The organism is Psychrobacter maritimus (assembly GCF_904846345.1).
GTDB classification, from domain to species: Bacteria; Pseudomonadota; Gammaproteobacteria; order Pseudomonadales; family Moraxellaceae; genus Psychrobacter; species Psychrobacter maritimus.
This window is the reverse complement of the sequence record NZ_CAJHAJ010000003.1, coordinates 232,807-256,802: the sequence shown is the minus strand read 5'-3', so window position 1 is coordinate 256,802 and position 23,996 is coordinate 232,807. Positions and strand designations below refer to the sequence as shown.

The following is a 23,996-nucleotide window of genomic DNA, read 5'->3' as shown; positions in this document are numbered from 1 at the left end:
CACGGCATTATCAATCTCTAACTGTATTTGAAAATATTATGAGTGAGTTATCTTTACGCACATCATTGATTCCTGTCACCGACCCTGAAGCAGGGTTACGTTTGACCGAGATTTTTTATTCGCTGCAAGGTGAAGCGCTGACCTCAGGATTGCCGACGATATTTGTGCGCTTGACCGGCTGCCCGCTGCGCTGCGTCTATTGTGATACCGAATATGCCTTTAGTGGCGGCGAACGCCAGTCATTAGAAGCCATTATCACGACCATAAAAAGCTATCCGTGTAAACGTATCTGCTTGACTGGTGGCGAGCCATTAGCGCAGCCAAATGCCATTGAATTAATGCAGCGTTTGTTAAATGAGGGTTATGAGATTTCACTTGAAACCGCAGGGGCGCTGACGGTAGAAAATGTGCCGCCCGCAGTCAGTAAAGTGATGGACCTGAAAACGCCAAGCTCAGGTGAAGTCGATAAGAATCTTTGGTCAAATCTTGACTATCTTACGGCGCACGACCAAATCAAATTTGTCATTATGAACCGCGCTGATTATGAGTGGGCGAAAGAAAAACTGCTTGAGCATCAGCTGGATAAATTGGTTGGTACGGTTTGGTTTTCACCGATGTTTAATGTTGCAGACGATGTAGCCGATAGTAAAGCAATAAGCAGCCCTGAGGTGCCCGTACTGGCACGTGAGCTGGCTGAATGGATGCTGGCAGATGCCTTACCGGTACGTTTTCAATTGCAATTACATAAGATTATTTGGGCCGATGCCAAAGGTAAATAACCGCCTGATATCTGCATAAGTCATGCAAATTGATAGTCCAAATAAATAAGATAAATCAGCAACCTAAAGATAAATACACTCTAAATAGCTAACGAGCCAACTGCAAGGACGCATGCATGGTCAAACTGATTTTATTGGGCTTATTGGCGGGGGCATTCTTTAGCTCGACATTTATTTTAAATGAGCTGATGAGTAATGCCGGTGGTCATTGGTTTTGGTCAGCAAGCCTACGCTATATTTTTATGTGGCTGATTATTACCGCCATTATTATCCTGCAACACGGTTTTGCTCGCATCAAAGAGCTTGCGCTTATCTTTCGTCAGCATTGGGGTTTTTGGTGCCTTACCGGCAGTATTGGCTTTGGGGTATTTTATACAGGCATTTGCTATGCGGGCGACCACGTCGCAGGCTGGGTCGTTGCCGCTACCTTTATGTTTACCGTGGTAACAAGCCTCATTGTATTAATGGCATTTGGACAAAGGTTTGACAAGAAATTTATCATTTACGCTTTATTGGTCTTTATCGGAGTGGTATTGGTCAATGTCAGCGAAGGTTTGAGCGCTTCTGCCCTAGCCGATATTGATAGCGCGCCGATGGCAGAAATGCTGCTTTACGGTGCCCTACCTGCACTAATCGCCGCCTTCAGTTACCCAATCGGCAATCAGCTGGTGTGGCAAGTCTCCCACAACTCGCGTAAACACAATTCTCGTAAACACAGCGAGAAGCTGCAACCAGCGCGAGAAGCCGATAGTAAACTTCATAACAATAAAGATTATAACGTCGATGCTAACCAAGCACTTATCTCAGAAGCTTACGACTTATCTACTGCCATAAATAGTCCGGTAGATAATAGCATGACGTTAAAGACAAATCCTACCATCGAAGCTAAACCCTCCTCTACCTTACAAAACCTCATTGCTCGTATTCCTGCTATCGAGACGACACTCCTACAAAATGCCTTTAACAAAATCTGGCTCATGACCCTCGGTAGCTTGCCGTTCTGGGTGGTTTTAGGCGTACTTATACATCCCGAGCCACCCGCAACCACACAAATTTTTAACACCTTGCTAGTCGCACTGTTGGCTGGAGTGGCAGCGACGAGCATATTTCTTTATGCACGTGAACAAGCGGTAACCTCAAGTGAAGTGGCAGGCGTTGACTCGACCCAAGCCAGCGAGGTAATCTTTGCTTTAATTGGCGGTATACTATTGTTGAATAACACGCTACCCTCAGCATTGGGATTGGTCGGTATTGGGCTAATTATGCTAGGGCTTATATTGTTTGCAAAAGACGGTTGAGGCTCAAATAAATCATGATAAGTAACTTTATTTTTCCTGACATTCTGCTGTATTTATTAGATATGGTGGGCGTCATTGCTTGTGCCATTGCGGGTACTTTGCTGGCGCAGCATAAAGGCTTTGATATTGCTGGCTGTATTTTGGTTTCTATGGTCAATGCCATTGGCGGCGGTACATTGCGTGATATGGCGCTGGATCGTCATCCGCTATTTTGGATGACTGACCTTAACTATGTCATCGTCATTACCGCCACCTCCCTTATTCTACAGATTTTCTTTCATTTATATCATAAGATTGATAAAGCGCTTAAGTTCTTTGATGCGATTGGGCTGGCGGCTTTTAGTGTGATTGGTTTTAAAGTGGCTTTGGCGCAAGATGTGTCGCCGGTTATTGCGGTTATGATGGGGGTTTGGACGGCGATTATTGGTGGTTTATTACGTGATATTATCTGTAATGAGATACCTCTGCTGCTACAGCGTGAGATTTATATCACTGCCAGTATTGCAGGGTCTTTGACTTATTTAGCGCTTGATTATTGGGGCGTTGACGCGGTTACCAATGAGTTTATGATGTTATTTATCATCTTTGCCGTGCGTATGTTGGCGCTTAAATTCGATTGGCACCTGCCTTCTATTCGCTTGGTTGATTAACGAATTAGTCGATTTTCATGATTAGCGAAAAAATAGCACTGTTTTAATAGCACTGTTTTAATAGCAGGGCTTTAATGAGAAAAACGCATGCTCACCATTGCTTTAGATTCTGAATTGATTACTACTTTTGACCCGCGCTCGCTGATTTATCTGTTTGATATGATTGGGATTGTCGCTTGTAGTATTTCAGGAACGATATTGGCCAAGCATAAGAACTTTGATGTCTTTGGCTGCTTACTGGTATCGATTGTGACTGCCATCGGCGGCGGTACGGTGCGCGATGTGATTTTGGATCGTCATCCGCTGTTTTGGATGGTAGACATGAGTTATTTGACGGTTATTACCATCTCTTCGCTAGTGATGCAGATATTCTTTCATCCCAACTCTAGGCGCGTTGATAAATTCCTCAAGCTCTCTGATACCATTGGGCTATCAGCCTTTACCTTAATCGGCATCAAGGTTGCTGATAGTATGGGCGCCAATGTGCCGGTGGCATTATTACTCGGGGTGATTACCATTATTGTCGGCGGCATCATCCGCGATATGATTTGTAATGAGATTCCGCTGGTGCTACAGCAAGAGATTTATATTACCGCCGCTTTAACGGGCGGTATCCTCTACTTTGCGCTACACAATCTTGGCGTGACCGCTTGGATTGCTGATATCTCGGCAATGGCGACGATTTTTACCTTACGCATGCTTGCGATTCGTTATGACTGGCAATTTCCAACCATTGAATGGAAATATTAAAGTATTCAAGCCTAGCAACTACTAGCTTTCCTCTACTGTTTCTTTTACCAGCGCCAAATCTTTAACCATCAACTGCAAGCTTTGTTTGCCATTCCACTCGTTAATGTCTAGCTGGAATAATAAATGCACTTTTTCGGCGCGGTAATCCCAAGCACTACTATCAAAATTGAATTGGATTGCTTCAATCGGATATTGCACATCGGGATAACGTAGCGACAACTTAAGATGTTTGTCTTTTAATACTTTAAAGCTTAATACCTCAAATACGCCGTCAAATATCGGCGGCGCAAAGCCATGACCCCAAATACTGGCATTGGCTAAGTGCTCCGCAAACCATAAGCTAAAGTCAGCCGCTTGCAATGGTCCATCGGTAAATTTCTGCTCGGCAAATACCTCATCATCCATCTGCGCCATCACTTCGTTAAATGCAGTCACAAAGCCATCAAAATTACGACGTTTGATGGTTAAACCTGCGGCCATGGCATGACCGCCAAAGTGGCTGATTAAATCAGGATAACGTTCGGCTACTTGCTCAATCGCATCACGAATATGCACGCCTGCGATAGAGCGCGCCGAGCCTTTGATGGCATCATCACCACCCGTGCGCTCTGTGTCTGCTGGTGCAAAAACGATACTGGGCAGATAATGGCTTTCTTTTAAACGTCCAGCGACAATACCGATAACCCCTTGATGCCAATCGTCTTGATATAAAATAATGCTGCGATTTTGATTATCAGCCGCCTGTTTTTCAGTTTTAGGCTGAATAAGAATTTCATCGCTCTCGTCAGCATCAGTATTAACATCGGCAGTATTAACATCAGCATTAGAATCAGTAGCAGCTAACGCTTGTACAATGCTATCTGCCTGTGCGCGCATCTCGCCTTCGACATGACGGCGCGTACGGTTAAGCTGTTCGAGCTCTTGCGCCAAACGCTGTGCGGTGCTCCAGTCATCGGTCAATAAGCACTCGATACCGATGCGCATATTGTCCATACGCCCAGCGGCATTGATACGCGGACCTAAAACAAAACCAAAGTCCTGCGCCTGTAATTGCTTAGGGTCACGACCTGCTTGTTCAAGCAATGCCAATATACCAAGCGAGCAGCGCCCTTGCCGAATGGCATTTAAGCCATGATGGACTAAAATGCGATTGTTTTTATCAAGTACGCCTACATCGGCAATCGTCCCAAGCGCGACCAAATCTAAATACTGGCTCACTTGTACGCTAGACTTACCTGCTTCGCGGCGCAATTTTGCTAGTCGTCCGAGCACATAAAACGCCACGCCAACGCCGACCAATGCCTTACTGCTAAAGTGACAGCCGAGCTGATTGGGATTGACCACCGCTTCGGCAGGCGGTGTCTCTTTGGTGGTCAGGTGATGGTCAGTAATAATGACAGTGATACCATCAGCCTGCGCCCGCGCCACACCGTCGTGGCTTGAGATACCATTATCCACCGTCACAATCATGTCGGGCTTATAAGTCTTGATACCTAACTCGACAATCTCTGGCGTCAGACCATAGCCATATTTAAAACGGTCAGGTACTAAAAAATCAACGACTGCGCCCATCTTTGTCAGCGCACGCATCATCAAGGCGGTACTGGTTGCTCCATCGCAATCAAAATCACCGACAATTAAAATACGCTGCCCTTCATCGATAGCGACATCTAATAGACGCACCGCTTCCGTGACGCCATGCAGCATTTCGGCTGGCAGTAAACCAGACAGTCCTGTTTCAAGCTCATCAGGCGCAGTGATACCGCGACCAGCATAAAGCCTAGCAAGGGTAAATGATTGGGCGGCAAGTGGTTGCAACGCGGCGGGCAACTCGTCGATGCGAGTGCTGGTATAACGGGGGGTTAAATTTAGCATGTTGGTATTCTACTGGCTTTGGCAGATGGCCACAATGGGAATTTTTAGCACTGTCGTCTAGGTTTAGCGATTGCGTTGGTGGGTCTGATGGCGTAATTTATATTCCATGTATTTTATAGTCAACTTTAAATAAAATGAATCTACTAAATTATTAAGCGCGGCTTGAATAGATTTTTTTTGCTTGCTGTGCCTACGCAGACAGAGGCGGCAAAAAACATATTCAAGCGCCACTGTATTTTGTGTGTATTAAATTTACTCTATGCCACACAAAGATTCGAAGCGGCTCATTTCTAAATCCCTGCTTGCTAAGCCGTTACTTATTTACAAAAACGGTGCAGAGTGACTGTAATTTTCTGCATTTTGCTACAAAGCAATGATTGTATGGGGCGTATAAATCCATAAAATGGTAAACATCTAAGATGACTTATTAGAAAATCATAAGATACTTATCATTTTTGCAATTTTTTCTTTTAATATATTAACCATTTTCTGTTTTTTAAACATTTTAAGGACGCTTTATGAAAACCACTCCACTTGCTGAAAAACTGCCTAATACCATCGATCCAAATTTAGATCTTGAACAAGTTAAAAAAGACTGCGAAAAATTGGTCAAAAAACGCGCCAAGTTGTCAGCAGGTGTTGCCATTGTTCCAGTACCATTTTTTGACGTGGCAGTTGATGCCAGCATGCTAACCATGCTGTTACCTGAGATTAGCGAACGTTTTGGTCTGATTGAAGGTCGTCAGTCTGCCATTGACTTAGAATCGCGTGCCATTCATTGGGCGGCGCTAAAAGACCGTACCGTTGACTTTGCTGGCTTGATGGCGACACGTGGTATCGTGAAAAAAACCGTCCAAGGCTTTGGTGGTCGTATCGCAGCCAAGCAAGTGACCAAATTTATCCCACTTGGCGGACAAATGGTTGCGGCAACCATGGGTTATATGATTTTCAAAAAAATCGCTACCGACCATATCAATGAATGCTATAACTTGGCAAAAGACATCCAGCAAAAGCAACATGGTAAGAATGTCTAAAAACATAACAAATCGAAAGCTCAATAACTAATTAACAACTTAATAATAAGCTAAAAACAAACCCAGCTAAGGGCTTCTTAGCTGGGTTTTCTATTTAAATTTTTAAATTTAATTAAGCAGTATATTACGGCAAATTTCTAGCTACTTTTTTACACCAAACTTCTAACTATTTTGTTTGGCAATCCAGTTTTGCATTTGCTCAATCTCAGACTGCTGAGCATCTATAACAGCTTGCGCTAGCTTACGCATTTCAGCATCTTTACCATATTTCAGCTGTACTTTTGCCATATCAACCGCGCCAACATGATGCGGCAACATACCACGTGCAAATGCCATATCAGGATTAGGATCAGCAATACCCGCCATCATCTCATCATGCATAGCATCCATACCATCGGCATAGGCTTGTTGCATGGCTTTGGTATCGGGTGTGGCTTCAGCTGCATCAGGATGACTGGCTAGCCACGTTTGCATTTGCTTAATTTCAGCTTGCTGAGCAGCGATGATGTCTTGTGCCAGCTGGCGCATTTCTTTATCAGTACCATATTTCAGCTGAATCTCTGCCATATCAACGGCGCCAATGTGATGACCTAGCATCCCTTTGGCAAAGGCGGCATCTGGATCGTTATACTCCATCCCGACCATCATCTCGTCATGCATCTTTACCATAGAGTCATTATATGCTTGATGCATCGGCGTCATATGTTCAGCACCTGCCATCGCGCCCGCTGACATATCGTGACCGGCGTGTGGATCTGTGGCGGCTGCAGTATCGTTAACATTATCAGTATCATTAACTACCGCTGTCTCTTCTGTAGCAGCTGCAGTTTCAACCTTGTCCTTGTCATTGGCAGGCTGACAGGCACTGATTAATAATGCCGCACTGATACTAGCGGTGAGAACAACAAGACGTGAATGATGAGTGATTTTCATGGTATATCCTTTATGTGAGTAGACAATAAAAAATGGTAAATCAGTTAAGATTTACCAATAAAAAACTATTAAACGAATGTGCTAAATGCCGCTACGTTAGAATCATCAGTGAGAATTTTATATATAGGTTCATTTTTTCTTGTTTTGAATGCTGCATAAAGCAGTCTCTCTCTACACGACTCAGGTCGTTATGATTGTTGTTATGACTGCCTTTATATTGCTTAGGCTATTTAAAAGTCAACCTATTGTAAAAGGTACTTCTTCTTTTACTAGCTTCTTTTATGAGTTTCATATTGTATGAGCTTATAACTGCTGCTCAGCAGATTCAATATCTGCATATACTTGGTTTGTACCATCTTTGTTTATTTGCATAATTTGATAAGGTGCAAATTGACCTTGATATTCCATACCCGGACTGCCGACTGGCATACCAGGCACGGCAAGCCCGATTGCTTGTGCCGGTGGATTGGCTAAAAACTGAGCGACATATTTAGCTGGTACATGCCCCTCAAATACATAACCGTCGGTTGTGACTGCAGTATGGCACGAGCGCATCTCTGTCGGCACGCCATAACGGTCTTTGAATAATGACAAGTCTTTTGGATGCTGGCTTGTCGCTGTAAGGCCATGATTTTGCGCATGCTCTATCCAGTCTTTACAGCAGCCACAATTGACATCTTTATAGACGGTCGCTGAAACGTTTTTGAGTAAATCAGAATGTTGGGCTTTAGCACTTATCGTAGCAGACTGGTTAGGGTTTTCTAAATTATCCGTCGACGTATTATTCACCGAAACTTGGGTTTGCGCCGAGTTCATATCAGCGGCACTGCTATCAGCCTTAATATCTGCTTGATTACAGGCAAAAAGCGTCGACGCCGCTAATACTATAAAGCTGCCGCGTAGGGCTGTCTTTACGAGCTGATTAGGTTTTAGCTGGCGCGATTTAGATTGACGACTAAATTTAGTGGCAAGGATAACCATAGTAAATGTCTCGTTAATGATAAAAATGGCAGGTATTTTTAGAAATGCATGGCGTTGATAGTTGTAGTAATAGTTAGAGCAATAAAGCCTAGCATTAAAATATTAAATAAAAAGTATAACAACGTCAGTCTGACAAGCAGATGACGCTAAGATGACAATTTTGTCATCTTGCCAGCTTAGCATAGGAATAGCGCTCACATTACTCTATGATTGATGGCAGAAAATCCAGCCATATCGCAACCGCACTAGCATAATAAAAAAAAGCAAAGAGTCTGAAGTTAAACCGCCTTTTCATTAACCGCTTTTTATTAACCGTTTTTTATTAGAAAACACCTTTATTTAAGCCCTAAAAAAGCCCTGCCATTGCAGAGCTTTTTTTGTTTTTAGCGTTGTTAATCATTTAGATAATTAATCGTTCACTGGATTGTCAGGTTGGTAGTTTGAATGTGATGGTTTTGCAAAGGCAAACTTAACCACCTGCAATGCCACACAAACGGCACCAGTGATCAAGACCACGTCACCAAAGGTACGAATCCAACGCAGTGTCTGCAAGAAATCTTGTTGTAAGAAGCCTTCACTACGAGCGTACCATAAGCCTTCGGTCATTGATGCGTGCGCTTGGAAAATACCAATCGGTAATAAGCTAGTGACAATCATCAATACCAAGCCTGCATTTAGCGCCCAAAAACCCGTTTTGATAAGGTTTTCACTAAACACATAGTCTGGGCGAATATAACGCATGACCAGTAAGACAAAGCCGATTGCTAAGAACCCATAGACCCCAAATAAAGCGGCATGTGAGTGAACGGCTGTGGTATTCAACCCTTGTAAATAAAACAGTGACACAGGCGGGTTAATCATAAAGCCAAACACGCCTGCTCCCAACATATTCCAAAACGCGACGGCAACGAAACACATGATAGGCCATTTGAGCTTATCCATCCAGGGTGCTTGACGCTGCATAGACCAATGCTCATACCCTTCGTAACCTAGTACCACTAAAGGTACCACTTCTAAGGCACTAAATGAGGCACCGATTGCCATGACTGGCGTGGTTGTGCCTGAGAAGTATAAATGGTGGAAGGTACCGGGTACACCGCCAAGCATAAATAGCGCTGCAGAAGCGATGGCAGAACCTGTCGCGATTTTTTTATTAACCAAGCCTAAGTTATAGAAAATGAAAGCCAATGATACGGTGGCAAATACTTCAAAGAAGCCTTCTACCCATAAATGTACCACCCACCAGCGCCAGTATTCCATGATGGTTAAATGTGTACGCTCGCCGTAGAACAAGCCTGCACCGTAGAATAAACCCACGCAAACAACTGATGCAAAGAAGATTGCCAATAAGTTTTTATCGCCCGGTTGTTTAAATGCTGGTAAGCAACCGCGGGTCATTAATACCAACCAGAACAATATACCGACCCATTTTAAAATCTGCCAGAAGCGACCAAGGTCAATAAATTCATAGCCTTGATGACCAAACCAGAAGTTATATTTCGCCGGCATAATGCCAGCAATGGCAAAGTATTGGCTAATAAATGAGCCAACGACGACGATAATTAACGCCACCCAAAGTATATCAACACCCAATTTTTGATACTTAGGATCTTTACCGCCATTGATAAGCGGTGTTAAGTACAAGCCTGCCATCAAGAAAGCGGTGGCAATCCAAAACAATGCGGCCTGAATATGCCACGTACGCACTAGTGAATACGGGAAGTAATCGGCGACGGCAATACCATAAAACTCTTGCCCTTCAACGGTATAATGCGCGACGAAACCGCCGATAAATACCTGAAAGACAAACAGCCCCATGACTAAAACACCGTATTTCGCCAAGGCTTTTTGCGACGGCGTTAACGCTATTTTGGTTAATGGGTCAGCGTTTGGTGTGATTTCCTTGACGTCTTCTTCTTTACGTAAGAATGACCAACCCCAAATAAGGAAACCCACCCCAGCAATTAAGAACACCACACTGGCGATAGACCACATGATATTTTCTGAGGTTGGGACGTTATCAATTAGCGGCTCATGCGGCCAGTTATTAGTATAAGTGGCATTGGTACCCGGACGTTCGGTAGACGCCATCCACGTGGTCCAAAAGAAAAAGTTGGTCAGTTTTTGTCTGTCTTCAATATCTGCCAAAGTATTGTTTTTCATGGCAAAGTTTTCACGCGACTTTTGCAAGGACGGCTCATTACCGTACAAGCCAATATAGTAAGGCGCGACTTCATTGATGGCGGCGATACGCGTATCTGACAACACCACTTGATTTTTATCATTGGTATTGCTACCACGGTATTCTTTTTTCAACTGTGCATTAAGTACCGCTTTTTGATCGTCTGTGGTGGCGGCGAAATCATGCCCATACAGCTCTTGTGCTCTGATGTCCAACCAAGCGACAAGCTCTCTATGTAACCAATCTGCCGTCCAGTCAGGCGCTTGATAGGCACCATGCCCGAGTACTGAGCCAAGCTGCTGGCCACCGGTACGCTGCCAAGCAGATTGACCATCTAAAATATCTTCTTCTGTGATTAAAACCTTCCCCTTGCTGTCAATATACTGATCAGGGATAGGAGGTGCGGTACGATACACTTCCACGCCGCCCCAACCTAAAAAGGTAAAGGTAATTACGAGGATAGCGATTAAGCCCCACCAATACTTCTTGTACTCGCCCATATCTTGCTCCTACTGGCTAGATAGATGATTTGAACACTTAAACATTTATTTAAAATGAATGTTTATAAGCGTCATGATTCCAAAAATGAAAAAAATAATGTTGCCCGTCGCGATAAGTCTATTGATAGCTCTGATTGATAGCTCTGATTAATAGCTCTGATTAATAGTTCTGCAAATCTTAAGCCTACTGCCTTAGTCTTGGTTTTAATATTTAGGTAAGAATAAAGGTTAATAACTTAAATTTAAGATTACCTCACTGACCAACTGATAGACTTTATCGCTTCGATAGCTAAAAGTATTTGATGAGTATTTACATCTAGCATCAAACTGGAAACATAATAACATTCATTTAATATGAATGTTAAGAGTTATTTCTATTTATTCTTATAATCATAATAAATTGTACCGCTCATTCTTTATAAAATAAGCCATTAACCTCGCTATAAATTTCCAAAACATTGGGGCGAATATCAAAGCCGGTTAATGGATTGTGCATAATGAATAGGTATAAAAAAACCAGATAGCATTGAACTATCTGGTACGTGGTTAAATTACTCTAAAACCAATATCGTGCTAATTATTTAGCGCTTGATAACACCTGATAACACCTGATAACTACGCTCAATCACCGGCGCATCAACCATATTACCATCAACTTTAAAGACTGCCTGCCCACTGCGCTCATATTCTGCGACCACGCGCTGCGCAAATTCAAGCTCGCTAACCGTTGGTTGCAGTGACTGCTTGACGACGTCAACTTGCTTAGGATGGATACAAAGCATGCCGGACATGCCCATCTGCGACCATAGCTGCACACGATGATGCAGCCCTTCATTATCATTAAAATCTGCATACACACTGTCAATCGGCGCGAGCAGTTGATGGACTTTTGAGGTCAGGATAAGCTGATAACGAATTTGATTGGCAATAATATCCGCTGATGCTGTACCCACTTGCACTTGTAAATCATTGCATAAATCTAAAAAACCATAGCTAAATGCAAGCAGCCCTGAAGCTTTTGCCATCTCCTCAATACGGTATAAGCCCATGGCATTTTCTATCAACGCAATCACGGGCAACCCCGTTTCTTGATACACTTTATCGATATCTGTTGGCTGCTCCGCTTTTGCCAGTAATACACCTGCTAACTTAGGCAGCTGCTGACATAGCGCCAAGTCTTTAACAAATTCTTCACTGCTCGCTTGATTAATACGTAGCCAAATCGGACGGTAGCTTTTAGCGTCATGCTCAGCATCATAATATGCTTTTAGTGCTACGCGAGCTTGGGCTTTACCTACTTGCGCAACCGCATCTTCTAAATCAACAATCACCGCATCTGCCCCGCTAGCAAAGGCTTTTGCTACCCGATCTATTCGCGTTGCAGGAACAAATAACCACGTCTTGGTATCAGCAAGCGATTTAATCATTACTCGGTAATTTTGCGATTCAATATGGGTATCGCTGCTCGTGTTTTTATGGGCAGGCTGATTGCTAGAAGCTGACATGCTTAGTTCCCATAGATAGATAGGTAAATAAATAGATGAATAGGTAAATAGTCATCTTAGCAACATTTAGCATGATTGTGCCATGACAAAAGCGCTTGTCATAGCACAATCACTGTATAGCTACCCTAGATGATTAAGATTCCTCTGGCTTATCAAATAACTTTTCGATAGGTTTACTATGGATTTTCGAGCTATTAAACAGTGATTTATTACCGCTATCACCTTCTGTCCAAAAGTTAATATTAAACTGGGCATCGTCACTTAATTCTACACGATGCCAATATTGAGGCGGGCTGACCGCAAACTGCCCAGCGTTAATAACCACTGTCTTTTCTGGTTCAGTGGCCGCTTCATCAGCAAAGCCATAAAAGGTCACCGTCCCTTGCATGACACAAATTTGTCCGTACACGCCTTCCGCCGTATTGTGATGGGTTAACAAGGCGTTAGGCACTTTATCTTTGGTAAAGAAATGGGTTGAACGTTTTATTTTCCAATGGCTTGGAATGACGGGATTGGGATTGGTGGTGCTAGTGGTATTTTTAGTATTCGTAGTATTAGTAGTGGCACTCATGATAACTCCTTGGCTAGTTTGCTTAATATAGATTTTATTTCTCAATCTGCCTTAAAGGTTAATATTCAATTGAGAATAATTATCATTAATATAAAATAGCACCTTTTAAAAGGCTTTACCAGCCTTGTATAAGTTTGATTATTAATAAAAATATAACGCCCGAAAATGCCTGCCTACTCCCCATTAAGTAGTATAGAAAGTAGACCCTATACTGCTTTCGCTCAATAGTTATGACGCCCCCTTTATTGCTATCTTGTGCCCATTACCGGCATCAGAATTTATAATGGGGACATTATCATGCATGCAAAAGAATTACTCGAGGTTGAACGCCGTGAGATAAGGGCGCTTCACTATACGTGGATTGCTTTTTTTCTCACCTTTTATGTCTGGTTTAATATGGCGCCGCTGGCAACCTCGATGCTACAGACGGAAAGCTATTTAACCCCTGATCATATCAAATTATTTTTAATTGCCAACGTCGCGTTGACGATTCCGGGGCGCGTCATCGTCGGCATGGCATTGGACCGCTTTGGTCCGCGGCGCGTGTTTTCTATCTTAATGGTGGTGATGGCGATACCGACGTGGTTTTTCGCGTTTGGCGACTCTGCCATGCAACTATTCGTCTCGCGCTTATTCATGTCTATCGTCGGCGCAGGTTTTGTCGTCGGTATCCATATGACGGCATTGTGGTTTAAACCAAAAGATATTGGCTTTGCCGAAGGCTTTTATGCTGGCTGGGGAAATTTTGGTTCAGCAGCAGCAGCGATTACCATACCAACCGTTGCCTTACAATTCTTTGGCGGCGATGATGGTTGGCGCTGGGCAATTGCTTTATCTGGCTTATTAATGGCACTATACGGCGTGGCTTATTGGTTTTTAATCACCGATGGACCAGAAGTTGGTACGCATAAGAAATCCCGTAAAGCAGGCGCGTTAGAAGTGTCGACTTGGAAAGACTTGTGGTTATATTGCTTATTTATCGTTCCTTTATACGGCGTATTGGGATTGCTGGTGTATCGCACCCAAGCGATGGGATTTTTAAGTGCCACGGGCGCTATTATTGCTTATAGCGTGATTGTATTGATGGTCACTTATCAGATTTATAAGGCTATTAGCGTCAATGTGCCCATGCTTAAAGCCGGTATTCCAGAAGATGACAAATACCCCTTTAAATCGGTGGCGGCGCTGAATGTCAGCTATTTTGCTAACTTTGGCGCAGAGCTAGCGGTGGTTTCCATGCTACCGATGTTTTTTGCTGCGACGTGGAAACTTGACCCGACTGCGGCTGGTTTGATTGCGTCTACCTTTGCCTTTGTCAATTTATGGGCGCGGCCACTTGGCGGTTATATCTCTGATAAAGTCGGTAATCGTCGTTTGGTGATGCTGATTTATATGTTCGGTATTGGCATTGGTTTTACGCTGATGGGTATGCTTAATGCCGAATGGCCGCTATTTATCGCCGTGGTCTTTACCATTCTATGCTCGGTGTTTGTACAAGGGGCAGAAGGCGCAACCTTTGGGATTATTCCTTCGATTAAGCGTCGTCTAACCGGTCAGATATCAGGCATGGCAGGCGCTTATGGTAACGTTGGCGCGGTATTCTACTTATTTATTTATACCTTTGTAGAGCCCAATCAGTTCTTTTATATCATTGCAGTCGGTGCGCTGATTGCATGGGTCGTCTGTTATTTTTGGTTGGCAGAACCAGAAGACGCCTTTGGTGATGAATATAAAATGTCATCCGTTGATCGTCAAATTGCGGCAGAAAGTAAATACTAGAAGTAAGTACTAAAAGCTGATATTAGCCGTTAATATTTATATCCAAAACTAAGACATAAAAATCACACTCCTTGATTGTTACATTTAAAACTAAAAACCCACCTAGCATATTGTTAGGTGGGTTTTTAGTTTTAAATAAATGATTGCTTAAATAAATGATTACTTAGATAAATGGTTAACCGTCCATACCGCCGCTTCTACCCGTGTCCGCAAACCGGTTTTATTGAGGATATGCTTGACGTGTACCTTTACCGTTGATTCGGCAATATCCAAATTATTGGCAATCATCTTATTACTCAGCCCTTCAGCAATCATCTGAATGACTTGTAGCTCTCTGCTGGTCAGATTACTGGCGATATCTTGAATGCTTGGAGTGCGCAACGTTTGGGCAAGTATCGAGGCTAGATTGGGACTGATGACCAACTCACCGCGGAGTATTTTTCTGATATCAATAATAATCAGCTCAGGCTCCATATCTTTTAGCAGATAACCATCGACACCCAATTTTAACGCCTCTTGTACGTCTTCACCGCTATCAGAAACGGTGAACAGGACAGTCTTGGTATTGATATTTCTGGCTTTGATTTCTCTCAAGGTTTCGATACCGGTGAGCACCGGCATTTTGTGGTCAAGTATCACCAAATCGACGTCATTATTTTCTAAAAATGCTAATGCCTCTTGACCATTCCTGGTTTCGCCAACGACTTTGACATCGTCTTCAAGACTTAATAACTCAGATATGCCGCGGCGTAGCATCGGATGGTCATCAACCAATAATAGGCGAGCGGGCGACGTGCTGGTATAAACTTTGGTGCTCATAACATACTCACAAATTAAAAAATGGTACAAGAATTTAATGATTTAAATTTAATAACTCAGTATTACAATGCTTAAAAACTGCTTAGCAGAAATCATATTTAAAAATGAAACTGGTTAGAAAAATCCGCCAAAAAAACGCCAATCAACAACTTTAAAAAAGACCATTCAATCGCTTAAAATCACAATATTATGAGCTTATAAATAAGCATCTTTATTACTTTCTTCATCAAAGAAATTGGGCTCAAATCTGACCGTAACGATAGTGCCGCGTGGCTGGTTATCGGTCACGATAAGTTCGCCGCCGATATTATGGGCGCGCTCTTTCATAATCATCAAGCCGTGATGCTGGGTTTGATCGACACCGCCAGACATGCCAACGCCATCATCGATGATACTCATGACGATATATTTATCACCGTCCTCGTATTCCAAATGAATTGCGACGTTGTGTGCTTTTGCATGGCGGCTGATATTTGACAGCGCCTCTCTGGCAATCTGAATCAAATCTATCTGCTCAGTGGCGCTCAAATTGAGCGTCATAATATGGTTGTGCACCGTTATATTAAAATCGCCTTTTAAGGCAAACTCACTGGCAGCGTCGTGCAAGGCTTCGTCGAAATTATCATTATCAATGGTCAAGCGAAAGGTCACCAATAAATCTCTTAACTGCTGATAAGCTGAGCCTAGCCCCATTTTTATCTGCTCGATATTTTGCGCTACCGGCGCTTTGACGGGCTCGCTGCCAGCGTTTTTAAGGTGTCTCTCAAGGACGCTGACTTGGATTTTTAGATAAGACAACGACTGCGCCAAGGAGTCATGCAGCTCTCTCGCAATGGTCGAGCGCTCTTCAAACAAAATCAGCTGATGCTCTTGCTGTTTTTGCTTACGTAGCGATAAGGCGGTACTGATTAAGTTGGTCAGCGCCACGATGAGCTCGTTATTTTGCGCATCCAATTCAGGACTGCTAAATGGGAAAACCCTCCCCGCCTCTGTCATGTTTATGCGCTGCTCTGGCGCGATATCATTGCCTGTCTTATTACTGTCATCATCATTAAGGCCATCATCAGCGATAAAAGAGTAATTCATCATTAGCGCCGACTTAGGTCGCACGCGCAATTCGCCAAATTCTTCTTGTTGATGAACAATAGGATAAGACTTGGTATGTTCGCCATTTTTCGTTGCACAGTTATCACAATTGAGCTTTTTGCACAGCTCTTTCATTTTTTCGCCATGCAGAACGATGGCATTTTTACTGGTGATATATTTATTCTGTATGCACAAGGTAAATTCTAAATGCGGCAAGGTCTTACTGAAATCTGCAATTAAAGCGTCGAGCTGATATAAGCTCACTTGGCTGGTGGTCAGCGATTTTGAAAAGTCATAAAACAGTGACAGTACTTGATTGGCTTTGACCAAATGCTGGGTTTTTACTTGCACCTCACTCTCAAGCGAGCGCTGGTAGGTCTCAATCGTACTTGCCATATCATTAAAAGAATTGCCAAGCACTTCAAACTCTCGATAGCCTGCGATGGATACTCTGGTATTAAACTGACCGTCTTTAAATTGGTTATTGGCTTTTATCAATTGATAAATAGGTGTGAGCACCAATTGATGCAATCGGCGCATGCCAATCAGTACAATAATGATGGTCAGTATCAACGAGAGGATTTGCAAGTTTTGCTGCCATGTCTGGCGCTGCTCGTTTCGGTACTGCAGCTCACCAACAAAACGGTTCACATCTTCGATATAACTGGCAGAAACGCCATAAAAATCCTGTTTATCCTGCGCCAATAAAGTCGGTTTTAAGTCTTGATACCATTGGTCTTTTATCTTATTAAGCTGCTCATTGATGAGCGTATGTCTATTGGCACTCGTTAGCTGATAGACCTGCAATTCTGCCAGCCGATTTTCCATATCCTTAATCAAGATAGCGGTCTTTTCGGCGGTATTCTTATTAGAAAAATCTAATTTATCTTGTTTAACAGACGTCTCATTTTCTTGGTCGCTGACACCGTTTTGGTTAATATTTAAACTTGAGCTAAAAGGATGGTCATCGGAAAAACCAGTCGCAATCTGAAAGCTAATGCGATAAGTGGCCATGCGTATCGAGCCTGCGGTATTAATCGCCTCCGCATCAGACCGTGCTACCCAAGCCAGCGCCCCACTCCCCAACGCTGACATGAAGGATAAGATGGCAATGATAATAATAGCGCCCCAAGCATGCAGGGTTAAAGACTGGCGGCGTTGAATAGACTTCATGAATAGCGTTTACCCATCAAAATTAGTAAAAAAGAGGCGTTCAGTATCTCAGCGTTAACAACTTACTAAAAGTATTAAAAGCATCTTAAAAAAAGCCAAGTGCGCCTAACCAATCTCAAACCAGTTCTGGTTAAAAACTCCACACTTTTCAAAAAATAAAAACCACATCGGTCCATTCAGAGCAAACTTTTAGTAATCATTCTGCCCGCAACATACCTCTTTTAGCCATCAGTATACCACTATGTATGAATACTCATCATCGGGATAACGCAGTACCGTGAGTTATCGTTTCTATAAAACCATTGATTGTGATGATTTGCTGTTATCAAGGGCGCATTGGTCACAGACATCAATCTACCGCATCAACCTAACCCATATACGAGCGGTCATTAACAACAATCAAAGCGACTGCATACGGTAAGTTTTATAACGGCTTAAGGTTATAAAACTATCCATTATAACTAAGTATAAATGATATTAAGTGAGGAATAGTATGAGCAATGATTACAACTTCAAAGGTGGTAAGCTCATCACTGACTGGCGACCTGAGATAGATGAGTTCTGGAAAGGGGGCGGCAAAAAAGTCGCCACTCGAAATTTATGGATATCCATTCCATCCTTGCTACTGGCGTTTGCAGTATGGATGGTATGGAGCGCGGTCATCGTGCGCTTACCTGAGATTGGTTTTGATTTTGATGGCGGGCAGCTGTTTTGGCTCGCTGCGCTACCCGGTCTATCAGGGGCGACGCTACGGATTTTTTATTCTTTTATGGTGCCAATTTTTGGTGGTCGGCGTTGGACAGCGATATCAACCTTATCTCTGTTAATTCCGGCATTATGGATGGGCTTTGCGGTTCAAAATCCTGATACACCGTTTATGATATTTGCCATTATTGCGCTGCTTTGCGGCTTTGGCGGTGGTAACTTTGCCTCGTCTATGTCCAATATCTCGTTCTTTTATCCAAAAGCAGAACAAGGTACAGCGCTTGGGCTAAACGCTGGTTTGGGTAATTTGGGCGTGTCGGTCATGCAGTTCGTCGTCCCGATGATTATATTGGTAGCGGCCTTTGGTAGCTTAGGCGGCGACCCACAAGTCTCTGCCAGCGGCAAACTGTTTTATCTACAAAACGCGGGCTTTATTTGGGTACCCTTTATCCTGCTGTTCTCAGCATTGGCATGGTTTGGCATGAACGATATTGCCACCGCCAAAGCCTCGTTTAAAGACCAATCCGTTATCTTTAAACGCAAACATAACTGGATTATGTGTATTCTTTATATGGCAACCTTTGGCTCCTTTATTGGTTTTTCCGCCGCATTTCCGATGCTGATTAAAAACTCATTTCCTGCCATTGATGCGCTTAAATTTGCTTTCTTAGGTCCCTTGGTTGGTGCGCTATTTCGTCCACTAGGTGGCTGGATATCTGATAAAACCAGCGGCGCAAAAGTCACTTTTTGGAACTATATCGTGATGGTATTGGCAGTATTGGCGGTGATGTACTTCCTACCTAGCGAGACCAATGAGGGCAGCTTTGTCGGCTACTTTATCTCCTTTATGGTGCTATTTATCACCACGGGTATCGGTAACGGCTCTACCTTTACCATGATTCCAGTTATTTTTAGAACCTTTCACGAACGCCGTGAGCCTGAGAAAGCAGGGACAGAGCCGCTATTTATTGAAATACGTAAAGAGTCAGCGGCGGTGGTTGGATTCACCTCAGCAATCGCCGCTTATGGCGCGTTCTTTGTACCAAAAATGTTCGGTTCAGGACTGGGTATTGATGGCACCTTTATCGCCTTAATTGCCTTTTATATTCTCTGTATCGGATTGACTTGGTGGTATTACAGCCGTGCTAATGCTGAGATTCCTTGTTAAAGCAGATATTTTATAACAACCCTTTAATAACCGTCTTTTTACTGAGCAATAACCAACCCTATGAAGTGCTACTTGCTGATGTGAGTAGCACTTTTTTTGTTTTAAATTTTTGCTAAACAATTTTCAGCTGCTAAATAAGCAGGGCTCATGGAAGTTTAACGATTAGACGTTTAACGATTAGACGCTCAATAATTAGACACTTAACAGTTTTTTTAAGCAAATTTGATAACTTGCCGCTACTACTAAGGTGGTAGTGCCCTGCTCATGTTAGCTGATAGTAAGAGGGTGACGGCTTACTTAAAATGACGCTATCGAAATAATATTTACGGCTTAGCTGCATACCGATATCAAGCACTATCAAGATAGAAGCATTCTGCACTCAGCTCTAGATACACCTTAGGCAATAAAATAGAGGATAGCGAAATGAGCCATTTACTCGACCAATTCCGTTTTTTTAAACGTAAACAGGGCGAATTCTCCGATGGGCATGGCGAGACGCGCGATGAGTCTCGTGATTGGGAAAATGTGTATCGTAGCCGTTGGCAGTATGACAAAGTTGTGCGCTCAACGCATGGCGTCAACTGTACCGGTTCTTGCTCGTGGAAAATCTACGTCAAAAACGGCTTGGTGACGTGGGAGACGCAGCAAACCGACTATCCAGAAACCCGTCCTGACTTACCAAACCACGAACCGCGCGGCTGTCCTCGTGGCGCAAGCTACAGCTGGTATATGTATTCAGCGAACCGTGTGAAATACCCTAAAGTACGTAAGCCACTATTAAAATTATGGCGTGAAGCCAAAGCGCAGTATCCTGATCCAGTTGATGCGTGGGGCAGCATTGTCCAAGACCCTATCAAAGCAGAACAGTACAAATCTAAGCGCGGTTTGGGTGGCTTTATCCGCTCGACGTGGGCAGAAGTCAATGAAATCATCGCTGCCAGTAATGTGTATACCGCCAAAACCTTTGGTCCTGACCGTATCGTCGGTTTCTCTCCAATTCCTGCGATGTCGATGGTCAGTTATGCTGCTGGTAGTCGCTATTTATCATTAATTGGCGGCGTCTGCTTATCATTTTATGACTGGTATTGTGACCTGCCACCAGCGTCGCCGATGGTTTGGGGTGAGCAGACTGACGTGCCAGAATCAGCCGATTGGTATAACTCTGACTATATTATTGCGTGGGGCTCAAACGTTCCGCAAACGCGTACACCTGATGCGCATTTCTTTACCGAAGTGCGTTATAAAGGCACCAAGACCGTCTCTATCACGCCTGACTATGCGGAAGTTTCTAAGCTCACTGACTTATGGCTAAATCCAAAACAGGGTACTGATGCGGCAGTCGCGCAGGCATTTTGTCATGTGATTATCAAAGAGTTTTATCTTAAGCAGCCTAGTGACTATTTCTTAGATTACGCCAAACGCTATACCGATTTACCAGTGCTAGTGATGCTAGAAGGTGAAGAAGGCGCGCGCCATGCGGGTCGCTATCTGCGTGCTTCTGACTTAATCGATAATTTAGGTCAAGAAAACAACCCAGAATGGAAAACCATCGGTCTAAATAGTAATGGCGAGCTGGTTTCTCCGCTTGGCTCTATCGGCTACCGTTGGGGCGAAAAAGGCAAATGGAATCTTGAACAAAAAAATGGTACCACAGGCGCAGATATTGACCTAACGCTGACTTTAAAAGACAGTAATGAGACCTGTAAAGTCGGCTTTGATTACTTTGGTCATGTAGATCATCCGCATTTCACCTCAGTACCAGGCGAAGCGATACAGCAAAAAACCGTCCCCTGTAAAACCATTACTTTGGCCGATGGCAGCACCGCTATCGTCGCCACTGTATTTGATTTAACCGTTGCCAACCTTGGGGTTGATAATGGTGTCGGCGGCGAGCATGTCACCGACGATTATAACGATGCCACCGTACCGGGCACGCCTGCTTGGCAAGAAGTCATCACCGGTCTGAGCCGTGAGCGCGTCATCCAAGTCGCGCGTGAATTCGCTGAAAATGCCCATAAGACTCATGGTAAATCGATGATTATCATCGGCGCGGGTATGAACCACTGGTATCACCTCGATATGAACTATCGCGGCGTGATTAACATGCTCATGCTATGCGGCTGTATCGGTAAATCTGGCGGCGGCTGGGCGCATTATGTTGGGCAAGAAAAACTACGCCCTCAAACCGGCTGGTTGCCATTGGCATTTGCGCTTGATTGGCATCGTCCGCCGCGTCATATGAATGGCACGAGCTTCTTCTACAATCACAGCTCACAGTGGCGTCATGAGACCATCTCTGCCCATGAAATCCTCTCGCCTCTCGTTGATAAAAAGTTTTTCCCTGAGCATATGCTTGACTACAACATTCAAGCAGAACGCGCAGGCTGGTTGCCTTCAGCACCGCAACTCAATCGTAACCCACTGACCATCGCTGCCAAAGCCGCCGATTGCGGTAAAGATGTGGAAGAGTATGTGGTCGATTCTCTACAAGACGGCAGCTTACGCTTTGCTTGTGAATCCCCTGATAATCCTGACAACTTCCCGCGCAATATGTTTATCTGGCGCTCAAACTTATTGGGCTCATCAGGTAAAGGCCATGAATATATGCTGCATTATTTCTTGGGCACCAAAAACGGCTTGCTCAATAAGGAAAATGCCAAAGGTCACCTGCAACCAAAAGAAGTTGATTGGGTAGAAAAAGGCCCTACTGGCAAATTAGATTTGGTTGTCACCCTAGACTTCCGTATGTCTTCTACTTGCTTGTATTCTGACATCGTGCTACCAACAGCAACGTGGTACGAAAAAGATGACATGAATACCTCCGACATGCATCCATTCATTCACCCATTAACCGCAGCGACCGACCCTGCATGGGAATCTAAAACCGATTGGGAAATTTATAAAGGCATTGCCAAGAGCTTCTCTGAAGTATCAAAAGGTCATTTAGGCGTTGAAACCGACGTTGTCACTTTGCCGATGCAACACGACACGCCGGGCGAGCTTGCACAGCCATTTGGTGGCACTGACTGGAAAACCGCTGGTGAAAAACCTGTACCGGGTAAAAACTGCCCGATGATTAAAGTGATTGAGCGTGACTATCCGAATACTTATGCCAAATTCACCTCGCTTGGCCCTGCCCTAGAAAAATTAGGCAATGGCTCAAAAGGTCTGAATTGGGATATGAAAACCGAGGTCAAACAGCTTGGCGATTTAAATCACCGTGTGACTGAAACGGGTATCTCTGAAGGCAGACCGCGTCTTAATACGGCGATTAACGCTTCTGAGATGATTTTGATGCTCGCGCCTGAAACCAATGGTCATGTGGCGGTAAAAGGCTGGGCTGCACTCTCTGAGTTCACCGGTCGCGACCATACCCATCTTGCCAAGTCTAGCGAACATGAAAAAATCCGCTTTAAAGATATCGTCGCCCAACCACGCAAAATCATCTCAAGCCCAACGTGGTCAGGTATTGAGTCAGATGAAGTCAGTTATAACGCCGGTTATACCAACGTCCATGAGCTGATTCCTTGGCGCACGATTACTGGTCGTCAGCAGTTTTATCAAGACCATCCTTGGATGCAAGCGTTTGGCGAGCAAATGCAGCAGTATCGTCCACCGATTGATACTAAGACCACTGAGCTGCTCAAAGACGCTAAGCCAAATGGTAATAAAGAGATTGTACTGAACTTTTTAACACCGCACCAAAAATGGGGCATCCACAGTACCTACTCTGAAAACTTGCTCATGCTAACCCTAAGCCGTGGCGGCCCTTGTGTTTGGATGTCGGAAGTCGATGCCCAAAAAGCTGGCATCGTCGATAACGATTGGATTGAGCTGTTCAATGCCAATGGTGCTATCACCGCTCGTGCCATCGTTAGCCAGCGGGTCAAAGAAGGCATGACCATGATGTATCACGCCCAAGAAAAACTGGTCAATATTCCCGGTTCTGAGCAAACAGGCACGCGCGGCGGTATCCATAACTCAGTCACTCGGACGATTTTGAAGCCGACCCACATGATTGGTAGCTATGCCCAGCAGTCTTATGGCTTTAACTATTATGGCACCGTTGGTTGTAACCGTGATGAGTTTGTCGTGATTCGTAAAATGTCAAAAATCGACTGGTTAGAGGACAAACCCGATAACGAATTACCACGCCCATTACCAACCACCATTGAGGATTAAAGCGTTTTCTTCTATTGAAAATCCGT

General features: G+C 43.9%; 16 protein-coding genes. 8 read left to right on the top strand and 8 right to left on the bottom strand.

Features of this window, described 5'->3' with window-relative positions:
- Positions 1-38 precede the first annotated feature (38 nt).
- The 4 genes from queE to JMX50_RS06175 all read left to right on the top strand — a co-directional run bounded on the left by queE (position 39) and on the right by JMX50_RS06175 (position 3,477).
- Positions 39-779: a 7-carboxy-7-deazaguanine synthase QueE gene (gene queE / locus JMX50_RS06190; RefSeq protein ID WP_201628860.1), complete on the top strand. Its 741-nt coding sequence runs from the start codon at positions 39-41 to the stop codon at positions 777-779.
- A gap of 116 nt (positions 780-895) precedes the next feature.
- Positions 896-2,077 carry a multidrug resistance efflux transporter family protein gene (locus JMX50_RS06185; RefSeq protein WP_201628859.1) on the top strand — a complete coding sequence of 394 codons (1,182 nt, stop codon included), beginning with the start codon at positions 896-898 and terminating at the stop codon, positions 2,075-2,077.
- A gap of 14 nt (positions 2,078-2,091) precedes the next feature.
- A complete protein-coding gene (locus JMX50_RS06180; RefSeq protein ID WP_201628857.1) occupies positions 2,092-2,727 on the top strand; it encodes a trimeric intracellular cation channel family protein in 636 nt (211 codons plus the stop codon).
- 87 nt (positions 2,728-2,814) lie between these two features.
- Complete coding sequence (locus JMX50_RS06175; protein WP_201628856.1) at positions 2,815-3,477, top strand: trimeric intracellular cation channel family protein; 663 nt, start codon at positions 2,815-2,817, stop codon at positions 3,475-3,477.
- 21 nt (positions 3,478-3,498) lie between these two features.
- On the opposite strand, the gene recJ is transcribed toward JMX50_RS06175, so the two are convergent.
- A complete protein-coding gene (recJ, locus tag JMX50_RS06170) occupies positions 3,499-5,352 on the bottom strand; it encodes a single-stranded-DNA-specific exonuclease RecJ (protein ID WP_201628854.1) in 1,854 nt (617 codons plus the stop codon).
- 518 nt (positions 5,353-5,870) lie between these two features.
- On the opposite strand from recJ, the gene JMX50_RS06165 reads away from it, so the two are divergent.
- Positions 5,871-6,386 (top strand): hypothetical protein, encoded by a 516-nt coding sequence (locus tag JMX50_RS06165; protein ID WP_201618804.1) that lies wholly within the window; start codon positions 5,871-5,873, stop codon positions 6,384-6,386.
- A gap of 162 nt (positions 6,387-6,548) precedes the next feature.
- Here the strand turns inward: JMX50_RS06165 and JMX50_RS06160 are convergent, their stop codons facing one another.
- The 5 genes from JMX50_RS06160 to JMX50_RS06140 form a co-directional block, all read right to left on the bottom strand.
- Positions 6,549-7,319, bottom strand: coding sequence for a DUF305 domain-containing protein (locus tag JMX50_RS06160; RefSeq protein WP_201628852.1), 771 nt, complete (start codon positions 7,317-7,319; stop codon positions 6,549-6,551).
- Between the two features lie 303 nt (positions 7,320-7,622).
- Entirely contained in the window at positions 7,623-8,300 is a 678-nt protein-coding gene (locus JMX50_RS06155) for a DUF411 domain-containing protein (RefSeq protein WP_201628851.1), read from the bottom strand.
- A 408-nt stretch (positions 8,301-8,708) separates the two neighbouring features.
- Entirely contained in the window at positions 8,709-10,982 is a 2,274-nt protein-coding gene (locus JMX50_RS06150; RefSeq protein WP_201628849.1) for a nitric-oxide reductase large subunit, read from the bottom strand.
- Between the two features lie 581 nt (positions 10,983-11,563).
- Positions 11,564-12,487 carry an HpcH/HpaI aldolase/citrate lyase family protein gene (locus JMX50_RS06145; RefSeq protein WP_227670937.1) on the bottom strand — a complete coding sequence of 308 codons (924 nt, stop codon included), beginning with the start codon at positions 12,485-12,487 and terminating at the stop codon, positions 11,564-11,566.
- A gap of 133 nt (positions 12,488-12,620) precedes the next feature.
- Positions 12,621-13,058, bottom strand: coding sequence for a DUF1971 domain-containing protein (locus tag JMX50_RS06140; protein ID WP_201624897.1), 438 nt, complete (start codon positions 13,056-13,058; stop codon positions 12,621-12,623).
- A gap of 297 nt (positions 13,059-13,355) precedes the next feature.
- On the opposite strand from JMX50_RS06140, the gene JMX50_RS06135 reads away from it, so the two are divergent.
- Positions 13,356-14,837 carry an MFS transporter gene (locus tag JMX50_RS06135; protein ID WP_201628848.1) on the top strand — a complete coding sequence of 494 codons (1,482 nt, stop codon included), beginning with the start codon at positions 13,356-13,358 and terminating at the stop codon, positions 14,835-14,837.
- A 159-nt stretch (positions 14,838-14,996) separates the two neighbouring features.
- Here JMX50_RS06135 and narL read toward each other — a convergent pair whose 3' ends face one another.
- A complete protein-coding gene (gene narL / locus JMX50_RS06130) occupies positions 14,997-15,656 on the bottom strand; it encodes a two-component system response regulator NarL (protein ID WP_201628846.1) in 660 nt (219 codons plus the stop codon).
- A 195-nt stretch (positions 15,657-15,851) separates the two neighbouring features.
- Positions 15,852-17,915: a histidine kinase gene (locus JMX50_RS06125; RefSeq protein WP_201628844.1), complete on the bottom strand. Its 2,064-nt coding sequence runs from the start codon at positions 17,913-17,915 to the stop codon at positions 15,852-15,854.
- Positions 17,916-18,408: 493 nt separating this feature from the next.
- Here JMX50_RS06125 and JMX50_RS06120 point away from each other — a divergent pair, with 493 nt between their 5' ends.
- Positions 18,409-19,788 carry a NarK family nitrate/nitrite MFS transporter gene (locus JMX50_RS06120; protein ID WP_201628842.1) on the top strand — a complete coding sequence of 460 codons (1,380 nt, stop codon included), beginning with the start codon at positions 18,409-18,411 and terminating at the stop codon, positions 19,786-19,788.
- 423 nt (positions 19,789-20,211) lie between these two features.
- Positions 20,212-23,970, top strand: coding sequence for a nitrate reductase subunit alpha (locus JMX50_RS06115; RefSeq protein WP_201628840.1), 3,759 nt, complete (start codon positions 20,212-20,214; stop codon positions 23,968-23,970).
- Positions 23,971-23,996: the final 26 nt, after the last annotated feature.

What these genes read in the sequence shown, in the direction of transcription:
- queE (WP_201628860.1), top strand. Translation starts at nt 39, where the DNA reads ATGAGTGAGTTATCTTTACGCACATCATTGATTCCTGTCACCGACCCT.
- JMX50_RS06185 (WP_201628859.1), top strand. Translation starts at nt 896, where the DNA reads ATGGTCAAACTGATTTTATTGGGCTTATTGGCGGGGGCATTCTTTAGC.
- JMX50_RS06180 (WP_201628857.1), top strand. Translation starts at nt 2,092, where the DNA reads ATGATAAGTAACTTTATTTTTCCTGACATTCTGCTGTATTTATTAGAT.
- JMX50_RS06175 (WP_201628856.1), top strand. Translation starts at nt 2,815, where the DNA reads ATGCTCACCATTGCTTTAGATTCTGAATTGATTACTACTTTTGACCCG.
- recJ (WP_201628854.1), bottom strand. Translation starts at nt 5,352, where the DNA reads ATGCTAAATTTAACCCCCCGTTATACCAGCACTCGCATCGACGAGTTG.
- JMX50_RS06165 (WP_201618804.1), top strand. Translation starts at nt 5,871, where the DNA reads ATGAAAACCACTCCACTTGCTGAAAAACTGCCTAATACCATCGATCCA.
- JMX50_RS06160 (WP_201628852.1), bottom strand. Translation starts at nt 7,319, where the DNA reads ATGAAAATCACTCATCATTCACGTCTTGTTGTTCTCACCGCTAGTATC.
- JMX50_RS06155 (WP_201628851.1), bottom strand. Translation starts at nt 8,300, where the DNA reads ATGGTTATCCTTGCCACTAAATTTAGTCGTCAATCTAAATCGCGCCAG.
- JMX50_RS06150 (WP_201628849.1), bottom strand. Translation starts at nt 10,982, where the DNA reads ATGGGCGAGTACAAGAAGTATTGGTGGGGCTTAATCGCTATCCTCGTA.
- JMX50_RS06145 (WP_227670937.1), bottom strand. Translation starts at nt 12,487, where the DNA reads ATGTCAGCTTCTAGCAATCAGCCTGCCCATAAAAACACGAGCAGCGAT.
- JMX50_RS06140 (WP_201624897.1), bottom strand. Translation starts at nt 13,058, where the DNA reads ATGAGTGCCACTACTAATACTACGAATACTAAAAATACCACTAGCACC.
- JMX50_RS06135 (WP_201628848.1), top strand. Translation starts at nt 13,356, where the DNA reads ATGCATGCAAAAGAATTACTCGAGGTTGAACGCCGTGAGATAAGGGCG.
- narL (WP_201628846.1), bottom strand. Translation starts at nt 15,656, where the DNA reads ATGAGCACCAAAGTTTATACCAGCACGTCGCCCGCTCGCCTATTATTG.
- JMX50_RS06125 (WP_201628844.1), bottom strand. Translation starts at nt 17,915, where the DNA reads ATGAAGTCTATTCAACGCCGCCAGTCTTTAACCCTGCATGCTTGGGGC.
- JMX50_RS06120 (WP_201628842.1), top strand. Translation starts at nt 18,409, where the DNA reads ATGAGCAATGATTACAACTTCAAAGGTGGTAAGCTCATCACTGACTGG.
- JMX50_RS06115 (WP_201628840.1), top strand. Translation starts at nt 20,212, where the DNA reads ATGAGCCATTTACTCGACCAATTCCGTTTTTTTAAACGTAAACAGGGC.